Annotated in this window: 17 protein-coding genes; 12 read left to right on the top strand and 5 right to left on the bottom strand. The window is 69.6% G+C overall.

Annotated features, from left to right (window positions below):
- The 6 genes from OQF71_RS09470 to OQF71_RS09445 form a co-directional block, all read left to right on the top strand.
- The coding region (locus OQF71_RS09470) for a YcaO-like family protein (RefSeq protein WP_280587287.1) at positions 1-499 on the top strand (499 nt) is incomplete at its 5' end.
- 35 nt (positions 500-534) lie between these two features.
- Entirely contained in the window at positions 535-873 is a 339-nt protein-coding gene (locus OQF71_RS09465) for a cupin domain-containing protein (protein WP_280587286.1), read from the top strand.
- 566 nt (positions 874-1,439) lie between these two features.
- Entirely contained in the window at positions 1,440-2,444 is a 1,005-nt protein-coding gene (locus tag OQF71_RS09460; RefSeq protein WP_280587285.1) for a beta-ribofuranosylaminobenzene 5'-phosphate synthase family protein, read from the top strand.
- Positions 2,445-2,552: 108 nt separating this feature from the next.
- A complete protein-coding gene (locus OQF71_RS09455) occupies positions 2,553-3,389 on the top strand; it encodes an HTR-like protein (RefSeq protein ID WP_280587283.1) in 837 nt (278 codons plus the stop codon).
- A gap of 123 nt (positions 3,390-3,512) precedes the next feature.
- Positions 3,513-4,226 (top strand): hypothetical protein, encoded by a 714-nt coding sequence (locus OQF71_RS09450; RefSeq protein WP_280587281.1) that lies wholly within the window; start codon positions 3,513-3,515, stop codon positions 4,224-4,226.
- Positions 4,223-4,855, top strand: coding sequence for a hypothetical protein (locus OQF71_RS09445; RefSeq protein WP_280587279.1), 633 nt, complete (start codon positions 4,223-4,225; stop codon positions 4,853-4,855). Before OQF71_RS09450 ends, OQF71_RS09445 begins: the two co-directional genes overlap by 4 nt.
- A gap of 400 nt (positions 4,856-5,255) precedes the next feature.
- On the opposite strand, the gene OQF71_RS09440 is transcribed toward OQF71_RS09445, so the two are convergent.
- The gene (locus OQF71_RS09440) at positions 5,256-6,212 is read right to left on the bottom strand and encodes a DUF6293 family protein (RefSeq protein WP_280587277.1); all 957 of its coding nucleotides are present in this window, start codon (positions 6,210-6,212) and stop codon (positions 5,256-5,258) included.
- A 125-nt stretch (positions 6,213-6,337) separates the two neighbouring features.
- Here OQF71_RS09440 and OQF71_RS09435 point away from each other — a divergent pair, with 125 nt between their 5' ends.
- Positions 6,338-7,417: an aminopeptidase gene (locus tag OQF71_RS09435; protein ID WP_280587276.1), complete on the top strand. Its 1,080-nt coding sequence runs from the start codon at positions 6,338-6,340 to the stop codon at positions 7,415-7,417.
- 72 nt (positions 7,418-7,489) lie between these two features.
- Positions 7,490-7,774 carry an amphi-Trp domain-containing protein gene (locus OQF71_RS09430; protein ID WP_280587274.1) on the top strand — a complete coding sequence of 95 codons (285 nt, stop codon included), beginning with the start codon at positions 7,490-7,492 and terminating at the stop codon, positions 7,772-7,774.
- A 14-nt stretch (positions 7,775-7,788) separates the two neighbouring features.
- On the opposite strand, the gene OQF71_RS09425 is transcribed toward OQF71_RS09430, so the two are convergent.
- Positions 7,789-8,349, bottom strand: a complete 561-nt coding sequence (locus tag OQF71_RS09425) for a response regulator (RefSeq protein WP_280587273.1) — start codon at positions 8,347-8,349, stop codon at positions 7,789-7,791.
- A 293-nt stretch (positions 8,350-8,642) separates the two neighbouring features.
- Between OQF71_RS09425 and OQF71_RS09420 the strand changes: the two genes are divergently transcribed.
- The 4 genes from OQF71_RS09420 to OQF71_RS09405 all read left to right on the top strand — a co-directional run bounded on the left by OQF71_RS09420 (position 8,643) and on the right by OQF71_RS09405 (position 12,710).
- On the top strand, positions 8,643-9,866 hold the full coding sequence (locus OQF71_RS09420; protein WP_280587272.1) for a proteasome-activating nucleotidase: 1,224 nt from the start codon (positions 8,643-8,645) through the stop codon (positions 9,864-9,866).
- Positions 9,867-10,442: 576 nt separating this feature from the next.
- Positions 10,443-11,003, top strand: coding sequence for a pyruvoyl-dependent arginine decarboxylase (locus OQF71_RS09415; protein ID WP_280587271.1), 561 nt, complete (start codon positions 10,443-10,445; stop codon positions 11,001-11,003).
- A gap of 67 nt (positions 11,004-11,070) precedes the next feature.
- A complete protein-coding gene (locus tag OQF71_RS09410) occupies positions 11,071-12,228 on the top strand; it encodes a cobalamin-independent methionine synthase II family protein (protein ID WP_280587270.1) in 1,158 nt (385 codons plus the stop codon).
- A gap of 104 nt (positions 12,229-12,332) precedes the next feature.
- Positions 12,333-12,710 (top strand): DUF5811 family protein, encoded by a 378-nt coding sequence (locus OQF71_RS09405; protein ID WP_280587269.1) that lies wholly within the window; start codon positions 12,333-12,335, stop codon positions 12,708-12,710.
- Between the two features lies 1 nt (position 12,711).
- On the opposite strand, the gene OQF71_RS09400 is transcribed toward OQF71_RS09405, so the two are convergent.
- The 3 genes from OQF71_RS09400 to OQF71_RS09390 form a co-directional block, all read right to left on the bottom strand.
- On the bottom strand, positions 12,712-13,656 hold the full coding sequence (locus OQF71_RS09400; protein ID WP_280587268.1) for a succinylglutamate desuccinylase/aspartoacylase family protein: 945 nt from the start codon (positions 13,654-13,656) through the stop codon (positions 12,712-12,714).
- Positions 13,657-13,730: 74 nt separating this feature from the next.
- On the bottom strand, positions 13,731-15,335 hold the full coding sequence (locus OQF71_RS09395) for a lipopolysaccharide biosynthesis protein (RefSeq protein WP_280587267.1): 1,605 nt from the start codon (positions 15,333-15,335) through the stop codon (positions 13,731-13,733).
- A gap of 102 nt (positions 15,336-15,437) precedes the next feature.
- Entirely contained in the window at positions 15,438-16,457 is a 1,020-nt protein-coding gene (locus OQF71_RS09390) for an aldo/keto reductase (protein ID WP_280587266.1), read from the bottom strand.
- Between the last annotated feature and the right edge of the window lie 368 nt (positions 16,458-16,825).

Raw genomic sequence — 16,825 nt, 5'->3', positions numbered from 1 at the left:
CGGCGGCGGTCCCCGCGACTGCGTCTGGCCGCGGTTCGCGGCTGCGGCGGGCGCCGACCTCGACCCGGTCGCCGCGGCCCGGAGCGCGCTCGCGGAGGCGCTCCAGAACTGGACGGAGCTCCGGTCGATGGGACCGGACGCCGCGGCCGAGGAGGGCGCTGCGATCGGCCGCCACGCCGACTTCCCCGCCGAGACGCGGGCGTTCTTCGACCCGAACGCGAGCGTCCCCGCCGACGCGCTCGGCGAGCCGGAGCTCTCGGGGACCGCGGAGCTGGAGGCGGTCGTCGACCGCGTCGAGACCGTCGGACTAGAGCCGTACGTCGCGCGGACGACGACCCGGGACCTCGCCGGGATGGGATTCGAAGCGGTCCGGGTGCTCGTCCCCGGCGCGCAGCCGCTGTTCACGGGCGAGCCGTTCTTCGGCGACCGCGCCCGCGACGTGCCGCGGTCGATGGGATTCGAGCCGGAGTTGGAGAAGGCGTACCACCCGTTCCCATAGCCACTGTTTAAGTCGCTCCCGAGCGCTGCTCCCCCATGGACATCGTATCCGACGCGGACGTCGAGGCGGCCGAGGCGGTCGACGACGTGTTCCTCACGCAGGGCGCGGTCGGCGAGGACACCAGCATCCAGCGGTTCGTTATCGAGCCGGGCGCCGAGGTCCCCGAGCACGACCACCCGCACGAGCAGATCGGGGTGATCACCGGGGGGGCGATCACCTTCGTCGTCGACGGCGAGGACTCGGTCGTCGAGGCCGGTGACACCTACGTCATCCCGGGCGACGAGCCGCACGCCGCGCGCAACGACGGCGACGAGACCGTCGTGGGGTACGACATCTTCTCGCCGCCGCGCGCGAACCCGGACTGGCAGGAGTGAGCGCGACGCGACGATTTATAAACCGACGGCGGTGCGGTGGCGCGCGCCTCCGAGCGGCCGACAGGCCGTGAGGAGCGCGCGCGAGGGAGGAGCGAGCGAAGCGAGCGACGAGGCTGGGGAGGATGAGGCTGCGGTTGCGGTCCCGCGAGTGGAACGAGCGGGACCACGGAAGTCGCAGCCCGCGCAGCGAACGCAGTGAGCGAGCAGGACCGTCTTCCAGTGGTGCGGGGTGGGACTCGAAGGGGCAGTCGCCGGCGGCGTTGCCGCCGGCTGCCAGAGGCGCTTCGCGCCTCGCTGCCGCGAGGACGAAGCCCGGCGCAGTAACCACTACGGGGAGCGAGCACAGCGAGCGACCGAAGCGCGCAACAAGCCGCGCGAGTCCCCGCGCCTAGGGCTTCGGGAGTGTGCGCCGTCGACCCGGCATCAACCACTTATAAGCGAGCGACTGGCGATGTGTCGAGATTCATCCCGTCTGCATCGTTCAGACATCAACAGACACGATCGGAGGCAACGTCGGCCACTGTCACGTACCCTTTATCAATCGATCCCGAAGCGGACGCAACCACATGGCACGCGCGAGCGCCGGGGCCCGGCTTCACTTCGGCTTCTGTAATCTCAGCCTCTCGCACGAGCGGCTGTACGGGGCACTCGGGATCGGCCTCGCGGAGCCGAGGGTCGTCGTCGACGCGGAACCAGCGGACAGTCTGATCGTCGAGGCGCCCGCCGACAACGATCCCGCAGCCGACCCCGTCGTCCGCGACGACGTCCGCGAGTACGCCCGCACGACCGTCGACCTGCTCGGCGTCGACGGCGCGCGCGTCACCGTTCGCGAGTCGCTACCGCGTCACGCCGGACTCGGGAGCGGGACCCAGATCGCGGCGGCGACCCTAGCCGCGATCGCGACTACCCACGGGCGAGACCCCGAAATCCGGGAGCGCGCCCCGGCGCTCGGCCGCGGCGGGCGCTCCGGGATCGGCGTCGCAACGTTCGAGGCGGGCGGGTTCGTTCTCGACGCCGGCCACCCGACCGCGCGGTTCACGACCGACCGCCCTCCGGACGGCGAGTGGACCGTTCCCCCGGTGGGCGCTCGCCACGAGGTGCCGGACGACTGGCGGTTCCTGCTCGTGCGCCCCGACGCCGACCCGGGCCGGAACGGGGACGCGGAGGACGACGCGATGCGGACCGCGGTCGAGCGCGCGGATCCCGGGCTCGCCGACCGGATCGGCGGGATCGTTACGCGGCGGGTGCTCCCCGCGATCGCGACCGGGAACGCCGAGCGGTTCGGCGCCGCGGTCGCGGAGATCGGCCGGCTCAACGGCGCGTGGTACGCCGACGAGCAGGGCGGCGTCTACCGCCCGCCCGTCGGCGACGTGGTGGCCTCGCTGTCGGCGGCGGCGGCGGTGTTCGGCGCGGGGCAGTCCTCGTGGGGACCGACCGTGTACGGCGTCACGGACGCCGCGAACGCCGACGCCGCGGCGGTCGTGGGCGAGCGCGCTCTCGACGAGGCGGGCGTGGCCGGGTCGGTCGCGGTCGTCCGCGCGGCGGACGGCGGGGCGCGGGTGACGGAGTGAGGCGGCAGTCACTCGTCTCGCGCTTTTCCCCGCCTCGCTCTGTGTTCCTCGCCTCGCAGCGCCCGAACGAGCAACAACACTAAGCGGTGCGGCGTCCCCGTACGGGACATGACGAGCGTTCCGTTCGGCGTCGCCCGCCTCGACTCGATCCTCGGCGGCGGCGCGCCGCCGGGCAACGTCGTGCTGCTCGCCGGCGAGTCCGGGGCCGGCGCGCGCGAGTTCCTGTACACGAGCGCGGCGATGAACGCCCTCGGGCGCGCCGACGCGGAGCTGTTCGATCTCTACTACGGCGACCTCCCGTCCGACGCCGAACTCCCTAACGACGTTCACTACCTCTCGTTCACCGCCGACACCGGCGCGCTCACCCGCGAGATGGGGTACACGATGGCCGACGAGATCGTCGACGCCGCGATCGACGAGATCGCGTTCCGGGACCTCTCGCCGGAGTACTTTCAGCTGAGTCCCATCCCCCGCGACTGGTACGAAGAAGAAACGACGTCGATCACCGAACTCGGCGATCGCGGCGAGTACGAGGACGTGCTCACGGCGTTCGGCGACTACCTCTCGGCGAACGCCGACGGCAGCCTCGTCTGCATCGACTCCGTCACCGACCTCGTCTCGATGGTCGACGAGGACACGAAGTGGAGCGACGTGGCGATGGTGATGAAGGGACTCAAGAAGGCGGCGTATCAGTGGGGCGGACTCATCCTCGTGTTGGTGAACACCGACTCGATCACCGACCGGGAGTTCGGGGCCCTGATGGACGCCGCGGGCGGTACCCTCCAGTTCACCTGGGAGAGCGGCGGCTCCCAGCGCGCCCGGACGATGTTCGTCCGCGAGTTCCGCGGCGTCCTCTCCCGGCTGGAGGCGGAGAACATCGTCCGGTTCGAGACCGAGATCCACGAGGGCGGGTTCGATATCAGCGACGTGCGGAAGATCCGGTGAGGGGAACCGACCAGAAACCACGCCCCGACCGAACCCCACCTCCCGAGTATCGATTCGGAGAACGACGCGCCAGATTACTTAAGCCTGCCCGCTCAACGAAGCGTAGATGACGGAGGACCCTCGATGAGCGACCTCGATCCGACCGACGGGACGGTCGACGCCGCGATCGAGGCCGCCGCCGACGAGGCCGGTGTCGGCCGCGAGGAGCTGCTGGAGCGTGCCGTCGTCGCGCTCGCGGAGGACGTGGGTATCAACGTGCCGGACGCCGAGGAAGTGGCGGCGATCGAATCGCGCCTCGACGCGATCGACGCCGAGGTCGACGAGAAGGTCGGGGACCTCCGGGACCGGTTCGTCGAGCTCTACCGGGACTTGGAGGCGAAGGCGCCGGCCGACCACGCGCACCCCGAGACGGCGGAGCGGCTGGACGAGCTCGTTGACGACCTCAACGAGCTGGAGGCGCGCCTCGACGCGATCGACGCCGAGGGCGTCGACGACAAGCTCTCTCGCGTCGCGAGCGCGGTCGTCAGGATCCGGCGCCGGCTGGAGGCAGCCGAGCGGGACCGCGCCGAACGCGAGCGCCTCAACACGCTGACGAGGGCTGCGAACCGCAACGGCGTCCGGAAGGCCAACTGTACCGACTGCGGTGAGACCGTCGATATCGGTCTGTTGAGGACGCCCGAATGTCCTCACTGCGGGCGGGCGTTCGCGGACTTGGATCCGAACCCCGGCTTCCTCGGCACCTCGCGGCTCGTCGTCGAGGAACAGCCCGCCCTCGACGGCGACATCGACGAGGGGACTGGCAGGGTGAGCACCCGCGACGCCGGAGACGACCGATGAGCGACGGAGAGGACGGGACGCGGCGCGACTCGGACGCGGACGAGGAAGAGGACGCGCTGGAGTCCCTCGACGATCCCGAGACCGAGATCGACGACCCCTTCGTCGAACTCGGCGCGAGCGTCGACGGAGACGGTTTCGAGGGAAGCGGGTCCGTCGACCCCGACACCAGCGATTTCGATACCGACGATGTCGACCCCGACACCAGCGTCCTCGGATCAGACCCGTCCTCGCTAGGATCCGCTTCCGACGCGGGCCACGACGACCCCTTCGACGAGCTCGGTCCGCCCGATTCGGAGACCGATCTCGACGACGCGTTCGAGCGGATGGACGTGGGCGGCCCGGCCGCGGAGGGCGTCTGGGAGCTGCTCGACGCGGACACCGGAGACGGCGAGTTCGATTCCGACGCCGAGGTCGGCGGAGGGACAGCCGTCCCCGGCGAGGGCGACACCGAGCACGTCGTCGCGAAGCGGACGTACTGCCAGCAGTGTCCCCACTTCACCCCGCCGCCCGAGGTCGCGTGCGCCCACGACGGAACGACTATCGTCGAGGTGATCGGCTTCGATCAGCTCCGCGTGCGGAACTGCCCGATGATCGGCGAGGAGAACCCGACGTTCGACTCAAACGGCTAAGCCGATAGCGATTACGGCTCCCTCGACCGATCCCGGCGGCGGTGTCCGAACAGCCACCAGCGTTCCTGACATGTACCGACTCACACCGTGAGAATCGTCCGCATAGCGCGACGGCGCGCGGTCGAGTTCGGTCCCGGAGCGGTCACCGGGGGAGGGGAGATTCGCGTGCCGTCGTCGCGCCGGCGCTTTTGACCGGCGTGCCGCTGACGGGGGCGTCGCGAACGCCGAGATCGCGGCCCTCACCGGGCACCGGAAGGCGAGCGCGCTCGCGGTCGGGTGGGACTCAAAGGGGCGGCCGCGAAGACGGTCACTGTGTCTTCCCGAGCGAGAGATAGCCGATCGGCCGCGACTCGAAACCCCGCGACGACTCTCCCGCTCCGTCAGGCTGCGCCTCGCTCCGTCACGCCAAGTCCCGATCCTCGTCCGCGTGCGCCCGGACCCACAGCTGGCCGATCCGCGAGAGTGTCGTCCGATAGGACTTTCCGTGTTCCTCCTGCTCGATGTACCCCTTCCCGCCGGGCCCGAGCCGGTCGACGTTGTAGATCACCTTCGAGCGGAACGAGTCGGTGTACTCCTCGTTGAGGTCGGCCGCGAGGGTCTCAGCGAGCTCGGAGACGGAAGCGAACTCGCCGTGCTCGCCGAGGGTGAATAAGACGAGCTCCTCGAACGGCTTGACGTTCTGGAACGAGGCGACTGGGAGCTCGATCACGTGGCTGTCGCCGATGCGCTTCGCGCCGATAGTGGTGCCGCGCTCGTCGAACTCCGCGAGGAGGTCGGTAGTGGTGTCGAGCCTGTCGCCGATGCGGTCGTCGTCTATCGCGTCGTCCTCGACCAGCTCCTGCAGGAGGTCGCGGTTCGCGCGCAGCTCCTCCGCGAGCTCGGTTTCGAGGTACTTCTCCGGGGCTGTGTAGTAGGTGTGGATCCGGTCGCGGTCGGCCTGCCGCTCGACCATGATCGAGTGGGCCGCGGTCGCGAACGCGAACGAGACCGGTCGGGGCATCGAACACAGGTTCACCCACACCTCGCGCTCCTCGGGGCCGTCGCCCCCGGTGTCGTCTCCGCCGTCGCCCGCGGCGTCGTCGCGGTCCAGCTCCGCGTTGATCAGGTCGAAGGCGCGCTCGAAGGCGGCGTCGTAGTCGTACACGTCGGTCAGTCGCTCGCGGACGGTCTCCGCGCCGAGCAGGTTCTGAAAGTCCTGTTCGAGCTTCCGGGCGATGTTCCGCGAGTACTCGACGTTGGCCTCGCTGCCGACCGTCCCCTCCAGGAGGATCACCCGGTCGACGTCGAACTGGTCCCGGATGAGCGGGGCGATCATGCGGTCGTAGTCGAAGCCGACCGGCACGACGTGCGTCTGCATACGTGAGACGTGGGCGCGGCGCTCATAAAAAGGCGGAGTCTCGAGGCCGACGGGAGCGAGAGCTCTGGCGGATCACGACCGGCCGCTTCCCAAACCGGTAATCCCCCGCGGCGAGAGGGAGTCGTATGGACGCACGCATCCGCGAACACGCCGAGATCATCGCCGACCACTCGACCGGCATCGAGTCGGGGGATAACGTCGTCATCCAGCTGCCGGCCGAGGCCGAGGACCTCGCGGTGGCCCTCCACGAGGTCTGCGGGGACCGCGGCGCCAACCCGGTGTACCTCAACTACTCGAAGCGTGCTCAGCGCGCGTTCAAGCGCTCCTCCGGGGAATTCACCGAACCGGAGCACCGACTCGCGCTCTACCGGGAGGCCGACGCCTTCGTCATCGCGCGCGGCGGCGCGAACGCCACCGAGGACGCCGACATCGACCCCGAGACGAACGCCGCCTACAACCGCGCGATGGAGGACGTCAAGCGGACGCGCCTCTCGAAGACGTGGTGTCTCACGCAGTACCCGACCGCGAGCCACGCCCAGCTCGCCGGGATGAGCACCGAGGCGTACGAGGACTTCGTCTGGGACGCGGTCTCGCTCGATTGGGACGCACAGCACGCGTTCCAAGCGGAGCTGGTCGCGATCCTCGACGACGCCGACGAGGTGCGGATCCGGTCGGGCGAGGAGACCGACCTCACGCTCGACATCTCGGGCAACTCGACGCTCAACGACGACGGCGAGGCGAACCTCCCCGGCGGCGAGGTGTTCACGGCGCCCGTTCGCGACGGGGTCGACGGCGAGGTCTACTTCGACCTCCCGCTGTACCGCTACGGGCGCGAGATCGAGGGCGTTCGGCTCCGGTTCGAGGACGGGAGAGTCGTCTCGCACTCCGCCGAGCGCAACGAGGACCTGTTGACGGGGATCCTCGACACCGACGAGGGCTCTCGCCGCCTCGGCGAGCTGGGCATTGGGATGAACCGTCAGATCGACCGGTTCACGTACAACATGCTGTTCGACGAGAAGATGGGTGACACGGTCCACATGGCGGTCGGGTCCGCGTACCCGGAGACGGTCGGCGAGGGCAACGAGATCAACGAGTCCGCCGAGCACGTCGACATGATCGTCGACATGAGCGAGGACTCCGTCATCGAGGTCGACGGCGAGGTCGTCCAGCGAAACGGAACATTCGCGTTCGAGGACGGGTTCTAGATCGGTCAGCGGTTCGGGTCGGCCGCACTTTCGACGCGTGAGTTTATATCGCGATGCGACGTACCCGCACCCATGCCTGAAGAGGTCCTCTTCGAGTCGGAGAGTCGTCGGAGCCGCGAGGAGATCGCTCGGTACCTCCGAACCGTCGTCGACTCGCTGGAGTCGGGCGAGTCGATCACGCTCACGCGCGGCGAGGAGTCGGTGACGGTGGATCTCCCGACTCGACCGACGTTCGAGGTGAAAGTAGAGCGCGAGGGACCCGCGGACGGTCCCGGCGAGCTGAGCGTCGAGTTCGAACTGGAGTGGAACGAGGACGCCGAATCCGGCGGGTCCGGCGAGGACTTGAAGATAGAGTAACCGGCGGTGCCGGCTTAGGGGACGCTGCCCGGAACTTCGACGAACGCGTCGCGCGCGGAGAGGTGATCGAGCGTGTCGTCGACGCGGTCGCGGACCAACTCCATCTGTTCGATGAGTTCCTCGTACTCGTCGTTGCCCGTCGTACCGGCGGCCTCCAAGGCGGCCTTCTTCGAGGCCAGTGCGAAGAACTCCTGACTCTGTTCGTCGAACTCCGCACGGTGGAGGAGCACCTTCACGAGCGTCAGCAGGCCTTCCTTCGTCACCGGTTTCGTCTTGTAGTCGTCGAACGGCATGTCGACGATATCGATATCTGGCTCGACCGCGGTCAACATCGCGACCCGGGCGTCGTAGTCGGCCTCGCGTATGACCGAAAGCACCTCGTGACCGGACATGTCCGGCATCCGTCTGTCGAGGAGGACCACGTCGACCGACTCGTCCATCAGCTCTACCGCCTCCTCGCCGCCGGTCGCAACCCGGACGTCGTACGCCGGGTCGAGGTAGACCCGGTACAGCTCGGCGAGGTCGGGCTCGTCGTCGACCGCGAGGACTGTCGCCTTCGGCGTCTCGTCGCTCATGATCGGGGGACCTCGGCCCGTGGACCGTCTGGCGGGGACGCTAGACCGACGCAGTCGACCGCTGTTCGTACACTCATAGAGCAGGCTACACACGGGGGCTGTTAAAACGTTCACCCACAGATATCAGAACCGATATTTTGGTAGGCCGCGAGGAGCGGGCGGGACGAGCGGTTCGCCGCCCGCGGAGTGGTCGGCCGTTCCGGGCGGAAGGGGGGTTTCGCTGTGCGCGGTCGGTCGACGAACCGCCGTGACCCAAAGGCACATTTACGCGCACTTCGTATCCCCCACAACGAATGTCTCATAGCCCCTCACTACCCGACCGCCCCCGTCTGGAGCTCGATCCGGAGATGAGCGAGACGGAGCGGCTCGAAGCGATCCGCCAGCACTACCGGCGGATCCTGCAGGTGAACGAAGAGCTGGAGCAGCGGCTCGACGACGCGCAGGGTCGCCGCGGCGAGCTGAAGGCCGACGTCGACGAGCTGAAGCGCGAAAACGAGGTGCTGAAAACCTCCTCACTGTACATCGCGTCGGTCGAGGAGATCACCGACGACGGCGTCGTCATCAAGCAGCACGGCAACAACCAGGAGGTGCTGACGCAGGCGTCCACCCGACTCGACGAGGACCTGCGCCCCGGCGACCGCGTCGCGATCAACGACTCGTTCGCGGTCCAGCAGGTGCTCGACGACGAGACCGACTCCCGGGCGCAGGCGATGGAGGTCACCGAGTCCCCGGACGTCGAGTACGCCGACATCGGCGGGATCGACGAGCAGATCCGCGAGGTCCGCGAGGCCGTCGAGGACCCCTTAGAGAACCCGGAGCAGTTCGAGGCCGTCGGCGTCGAGCCGCCGAGCGGCGTCCTGCTCCACGGTCCGCCGGGCACGGGGAAGACGATGCTCGCGAAGGCCGTCGCCAACGAGTCCGACGCGACGTTCATCAAGATGGCCGGCTCCGAGCTCGTCCGGAAGTTCATCGGCGAGGGTGCCCGGCTCGTCCGCGACCTGTTCGAGCTGGCCGCCGAGCGCGAGCCCGCCGTTATCTTCATCGACGAGATCGACGCCGTCGCCGCCAAGCGGACGGACTCGAAGACATCTGGCGACGCCGAGGTCCAGCGGACGATGATGCAGCTGCTCTCAGAGATGGACGGCTTCGACGACCGCGGCGAGATCCGCATCATGGCCGCGACCAACCGCTTCGACATGCTCGACGAGGCCATACTCCGTCCCGGTCGGTTCGACCGGCTCATCGAGGTGCCCGAGCCCGACGCCGAGGGGCGCGCGCGCATTCTCAAGATCCACACGCAGGACATGAACGTCGCCGAGGGGACGGACGTCTCCGAGGTCGCCGCGGACCTAGAGGGGTACAGCGGGGCCGATATCGCCTCACTGGCGACCGAGGCCGGGATGTTCGCGATCCGCGACGGCCGCACGGAGGTCACGCTGGCCGATTTCGAGGCGGCACGCGACAAGCTTCAGGACGCGGAACAGACCGAAGAACAGGTCATCAACTACCAGTACTGAGCTGACGACGACGCGGGGTATCTTTCCGTGCGGGAGTCGGTTCGGCGAGTTCGTTCGATAGCCTCGGCTCGTCATTTATGAACCGTCGGTGGTGTCTGACCGCCGAACCCCTCCAAAGCCCCAGCCGCGACGACTCGCGCGGCTTGCTGTGCGCTTCAGTCGCTCGGTTCACTCGCTCCTTCCAGTGCTTGCTGCGCCGGGCTTCGTCCCCGCGGCAGCGAGGCGCGAAGCGCCTCTGGCAGCCGGCGGCAACGCCGCCGGCGACTGCCCCTTCGAGTCCCACCCGACCGCACCACTGGAAGACGGTCCTGCTCGCTCACTGCGTTCGCTGCGCGGGCTGCGACTCCCGTGCTCCCGCTCGTTCCACTCGCGGGACCGCAACCGCGCCTCACGCCTCCCCAGCCTCGCGGCCCCCTTCGGTCGCCGCGTCCCTCGCGCGCGCTCCTCACGGCCTGTCGGCCGCTCGGAGGCGCGCGCCACCGCACCGCCGTCGGTTTATAAATCGTCGCGTCGAGTGCTCGACGCGATACGACCGCTTCGTAACCCCTTAGCGCGGGGGCCGACGATCCAGTCGTAATGAACACCATCCACGTCGCCGGCGGCGTCGGGGTCGCCGACACGGCGATGGCCTCCTACGACGCCGCGCTCGCGGACGCGAACCTCCACAACTACAACCTCGTGGCGGTCTCCTCCGTGGTCCCCGCGGAGGCGACCGTCGAGGCGGTCGAGGAGGCGCCCGACCTCGGCCCCGCCGGCAACCGACTCACCGTGGTCGAGGCGCGTCGCACCGTCGGCCCGGACGACGAGGTGGACTTCCGCGAGGGCGGCCGCGCCGGCGCGGAGGACGCGGCGTCGAAGCGCGCTCCCCGTCGCCGCCCCGACGTGGCCGCCGGACTCGGCTGGGCGACCGGTCCCGGTCCCGGGCTCTTCTACGAAGTGACCGGCGAGGACTCGGACGACGTCCGCGAGCGCATCGAGGCCGGGTTGGACGCGGGCGGGGAGCTGCGCGACTGGGAGCTACCGGATCGGGAAGTCCGCGTGAAGACCGCGACCTCTGAGCCGGACCGGTACACGACGGCGGTCGTGATCGCCGCGTACGGCGAGTCTGAGCCGGTCCTCTCGCCGTCGGAGTCGTAGCCGGTCCGCCCTGACCTTGCGGGTTCCGCGGGCTTTACGCGGCGTGAGGAGCGACGCACGGATAGAGATGACAGCGAACGACGACCGGATCCGGACGACGCACATCGGGAGCCTCCCGCGACCGCCCGAGCTGCTCGACCTCCTCACGCGACGCCAGGAGGGCGACCCAGTCGACGAGGAGGAGTGGGAAGAGACGGTCGCGGACGCCACGCGCGACGTGGTCGAGCGGCAGGCCGAGGCGGGCATCGATATCGCCAACAACGGCGAGCAGTCGCGCGTCTCCTTCAACTGGTACGTCGCGGACCGGCTCAGCGGTATCGAGGGGACGCGCGAACAGGAGCTGTGGGCGGACCTCCAGGAGTTTCCGAGCTACGCCGAGGAGACGTTCAAGACGGACGTGATCGACCTCTCCGAACACCCCGTCGTGACCGGGCCCGTCGAGTACACCGGCCGCGACGAGGCCGAAGGCGAGCTTGCGGGGTTCCGCGACGCGCTCGACGCCGCCGACGCCGGCTTCGAAGACACGTTCATGACCGCGGCGTCGCCGAGCGTCGTCACCGCGACCCACGTCGACGACCACTACGGCGACTACGAGGAGTACCTCTTCGCCGTCGCCGACGCGATGGCCGAGGAGTACGAGACCGTCGCCGACGCCGGCTTCACCCTTCAGATCGACGCGCCCGAACTGCTCACCGTCGGCCACACGGCGACGTATGCAGACGAGCCCCTCGAAGCGGCCAAGGGAGCCACTAGGCTCCACGTGCAGGCGCTCAACGAGGCGCTCTCCGGGATCCCCGAAGAGCAGGTCCGGCTCCACACCTGTTGGGGGAGCTACGAGGGTCCGCACCACCTCGACACCGATCTCTCGGACATGCTCCCGGAGATCTACGAGGCCGACATCTCGGGGCTCAGCGTCGAGCAGGCGAACCCCCGCCACCAACACGAGTACCGCGCGTTCGCCGAACACCCGGTCCCCGACGGCTGGACGCTGATCCCGGGCGTCGTGGACGTGAAGACGAACATCATCGACCACCCTGAGGCGATCGCGGACCGGCTGGAGCGCGTCGCCGACGCGGTCGCCGACGGGACGCCGCTGGTCGCCGCGCCCGACTGCGGGTTCGGCACGCAGGCCGGGATCGGTATGGTCGACCCCGAGATCGCGTGGGCGAAGCTGGCGGCCCTCGACGAGGGCGCCGCGATCGCGACCGAGCGGATATCCGGCTGAGCGGGCGGCGTAGCGGCCCCCGTCTCCGGCTGGAGCGGACCGCCGGCCGGATCGCCCCCGCCGACGCCTTTTTGAACCGGCTCCGCGTATCAGGTGTGTCTTCGATGAACGGCAACAACCCGTACGCCGGGGCACCGGGTGTGACGAACGCGGGCGAGCCCGCGGCCGTCGACCTCTCCCCCGACCAGGAACGACGCCTCCGGCGCGCGGTAGCCGGAATCGTCTCGCGAACCGAATCGTATCTCCCGAACAGCTACGCCGTCGGCTCGGAGCTGTCGGTCGGGACAAACGGCCCGCAGGCGACCGTCGCGGTCAATCCGCCCGCCGGCCATCCCGTCTCCGCCGGCTTCACGCCGGACCCAGACGAACTCGAGGCCGGGATCGCCGACGCAGACACCGACGAGGTCGCTCGCGGGCTGGCCGCCAGCGCCGCGATGCAGGTGATGGACGCCGTCGGCGACATCACGCCGACCGCGAAGTGAGCTAGGGCTGCTCCGCCGTTTCCTCCGCCGATCCCTCTGCTGTCGATCCTCTCTCGGTCGACCTCGTCTCCGCCGATCCCTCTGCTGTCGACCCCCTCTCCGTCGACTCCTCCCCGCCGGTCGTCCCGTCGCCGTCCGACGCCGGCGGCGTCATCGTCCCCTGCACGCGACCGTAGATGCCGAATATCTCCTCGTACCCGCGCTCGCTCGCGAGGATCGGAACGACTCCCTCCTCCTCGACGCGGTGGGTGTACACGTCGTCCTCTGCGAACACGGCTCCCTCCGGGATCTCCTCGAAGTTCCTGAAGTGAACGTGTGGCTCGCCGCCGCCCTTCGGTACCTCCTCGTCGCCCGCGACAATCGTCGTCTCCGTGAACGTCGGCGGGTCGTCGTCGAGCGCGCCGTGCGCGCGGAGGAACGCCAGACAGGCCTCGTAGCCGTACTCGACCGCCTCCTCGCTCCCCTGTCGTCCGACCTCGATCGAGACGGTGTGCGGGACGACGGAGTCGAGCGTCGTCGAACGCAGGCGGCTGGAGTCGACGACGTACTCGACGGGCATTCCGGTCACGCTCCGACGCACCGACTCGGTCGGGTCGCTGTAGATCGCGAAGGGGGGCGGCGCGCTGTGTGAGGTGTGGAGCGCGAGCACCGCGTCCATCCCCTCCAGCTCGGCCGCGAGCCGCGGCGCGAGCGCCCGCTCGTAGTCGCCGCTGTCGGGGTCACCCGGGAAGACGCGGTTCAGGTCCGCGTCCGTGTAGCGCGTCCCGGCCGCCAGTGCCGGCTCGTTGGCGACGATCAGCCGAACGCTTCCGCTCCCCGACCCCCGCTCGTCGAGCTCGTCAGCGAGTCGTCTCACGATCCGCTCGCCGGCGGGCTCGTCGCCGTGGATCCCGCCGACGATCGCGACGCGAGCCGAGCCGGCGGACCCGCGCTCGATCGATTCCATACCGATCCGTACGTGCCGGTTGGCTGATAAAGGGTGGACCTTCGGACGCGGGGGTTCGACCGGTCGGTGCCGGCTTACCGACCGAATTTCCGGGAGAGAGTCGCACGATATCTCCCCGCCAGCCGGCTGGCGACGAGCCGGTCTCGCGGGTCGACGCCGAGGCGGTGAAGCGTCGCCGCGTACGTCGCGAGCCCGACCGCGACCCCGACGATCACCGCGGCCCGACCGGGGACGATCGCGCGGACCGCTCGCAGCGCGAGGACGGTCGCTCCCCCGGCCGCGAGCGGGGTGAAGAAGGTGCGGTCGAACGGCCACAGCCCCTCGAACCGACGGAGTAACCCCACCTGGATCGCGTTCTGGGCGGCGATCGCGAGCGACGTGCCGAGCGCGGCGCCGACCAGTCCGAAGCGAACGACGAACGCGTACGTCAGCGCGACGTTGAGGACCGCGAGCAGCCAGTCGAGCGCCATCCGAGCGTACTGGTGATCGGTCATCATCAGGAGCCAGCCGGTCGCGCCGACGGCGCTCCCGACGAACACCCCGCCGAGGTAGACGACGAGCGGGACGTACCCCGCGACGTACGGGTCGCCGAACAGCCCGAGCAGCTCGCGTCCGTACACGACGAGGACGGCGAGGATCGGGACGACGGCCGTGACGATCTGGCGGGTCACCGAGGTGTAGACGGCGTTCAGCGTCTCCGTGCGATCGCTCGCGTACAGATCGGACGCGACGGGGGGGAGGAGCTGGTTGAACGACAGAAGCGGGATCCACGCGATCGCGATCAGCACGAGCACGACGTTGTACACCCCCGCGGCCGTCGCGGTCAGGAGCGCCCCGACGAGCAGCACGTCGACGCGGTTCTGGAACACCTTCCCGAGGCTACTCATCGCGACCGGCGCCGCGTGGTCGTAGAAGCGCCGCGCCTCACGGCGGGCCCCCCGCAGCGACGGGACGACTCCGGTCACCCGCGCCGAGAGCGGGACGGCGACCGCCGCGAGCAGCGCGGTCGCGGCGACGATGCCGACGGCGACGCCCCCGATCGAGTAGCCGAGCGCGAGCGCCGCGACCGCGGCGACGAGCCGGACTCCCGGCCGGAGCAGCTTGTTGAAGGCGATCTCGCCGCGGGCCGACCCGACCGCTCGGAAGATCGCCGAGGCGACCATCACGACGCCGAGGAGCCCGACGAGGAACCCGAACGCCCGCATCCCGCCCGGGAAGGCGGATTCGCGGACGGTGAGGTCGTTGATCCGCGGGGCCGCCAGCCAGACGCCCGCGGCGATGGCGGTGCCGAAGCCGAGCGTCGTCGCGTACGCGAGTCCGGCGACGACGCCCCGCCGGGTCGGGTCGTCCGCGTACTCGGGGAGGTATCGCTGGAGCGCCGGTACGCTCCCGAACGTGACGAGCCGGGAGAGGAGCTGGGCGATCCGCCACGCCAGCGCGTAGACGCCGTACGCCGTCGGGCCGAGCCCGCGCGCGAGGACGAACTCGGTCGCGGCCGTCAGCGCCCGCTGGCCGGAGACACCCCCGGACGTGACGACCGCGCCGTGAGCGATCGCCACGAGTGCCTCGCGCTCGTCGTCCGGGACGGCGTCAGCGTAAGCGGCGGCGTCTGGGGCCTCATCGCCGTCGCTCGGCGCGTCGGGCTCGCCCTCGCCGCCGGCTCCGACTCCGTCGTTCACGTGTCGTCCCGACCTGCCTCGGCCCGGCAAAAAAAGCGACTCGTTCCGGTCGCGGCCGGACCGGCTGCCGGCGGTGGCGGGCGTTACCGGCTGTGGCGGGCGTTACCAGCGGTGGTGGACGTGCTCGCGGACGTGATCGTCGTACACCTCGCGGACCGCCTCGTGCGTGTCGTCATCGAGCGACGAGCGATCGCTGACGGCCGCGTTCGCGCGGATGTGCTCGGGCGTCGTCGACCCCGGGATGACGGTCGAGACGGCGTCGTGGTCGAGGATCCATCGGAGCGAAAGCTGTGCGAGCGAGAGGTCGTCGCCGGTCGCGTCGGTCGGGTCGTCGGCGACGGCGTCGACGCGTTCCGCGAGCGCGTCGACCGCGTCGAGGCCGGCCTCGTAGGGGACGCCCGCGAACGTCTCACCCACGTCGAAGGCGTCGCCGTCGCGGTTGTAGTTGCGGTGGTCGTTCTCCGGGAACTCGTCGTCCCGCGAGAGCGCGCCGGTCAGCAGGCCGGAGGCGAGCGGCACCCGGCAGATCACGCCCACGCCGCGGGCGGCGGCCTCGTCGAGGAACAGCTCCGCCGGGCGCTGCCGGAAGGGGTTGAAGATTATCTGGACCGACTCGACGCCGGGGTACGCGGTAGCCTTGAGCCCCTCCTCGACGCGCTCGACGCTGACGCCGTAGCTCGCTATCCGCCCCTCGTCAGCGAGCGTCGCGAGCGCGTCGAACGTCTCCGGTCGGTAGTAGACGTCGGTCGGCGGGCAGTGGAGTTGGACCAGATCCAGCGTCTCCACGCCGAGGTTCTCGCGCGAGCGGTCCACGAATTTCCGGAGGTTCGCCTCGGTGTAGCCGTCGGCGACGTGCGGGTCGAGCCGGCGCCCGGCCTTCGTCGCGACCGTCACGTCGCCGCGCGCGATGTCGTCTTCGAGGACCTCGCCGAGGATCTGCTCCGAGCGCCCGTCGCCGTAGACGTCCGCGGTGTCGAAGAAGTCGATCCCGGCGTCGCGGGCGGTCTCGACGGCCGCGACGGCCTCCGACTCGCTCACGTCGCCCCAGTCGCTCCCGATCTCCCACGAGCCGTAGCCGACCTCGCTGACCTCGCCGACGCTCCCGAGCGTGCGCTGATTCATATTCACTCGCAATTGGTCGGGGCACCGGCAAGGGCGTTCCGGAGGCGGAACCGCTGGGAGCGGGCCGGCTGGAACGGCGGAGGACATTTTTGACATCCTCCTCCGCGTGAACGCGGAGGAATCCCGAGCGGTGGGAGTTTCAGGTTCACAACCATGACTCCGCCACTTTTCGGGACCCCGTCTAACACTGTCATCGTGGTCGGTGGCTGACTGGCGGTGCCAAACCGCCGGTACTCCTATCCTCGGCGTTGGTGACTCCCACCTGTTGTTTTTGCCAGCAGGGAGTCGCTGACACGTCACTGGACTCGAAGTTATCCTCGGCTTGCTCGACCGACGGGCACAACGACGAACCCTTCGAGGATTCGCGT

Origin of the sequence: Halorubrum sp. Boch-26, from assembly GCF_029889805.1 — an archaeon.
Taxonomy (GTDB): domain Archaea; phylum Halobacteriota; class Halobacteria; order Halobacteriales; family Haloferacaceae; genus Halorubrum.
Note: the sequence above shows the minus strand (reverse complement) of the source record. Positions and strands in the feature narration are given on the sequence as shown.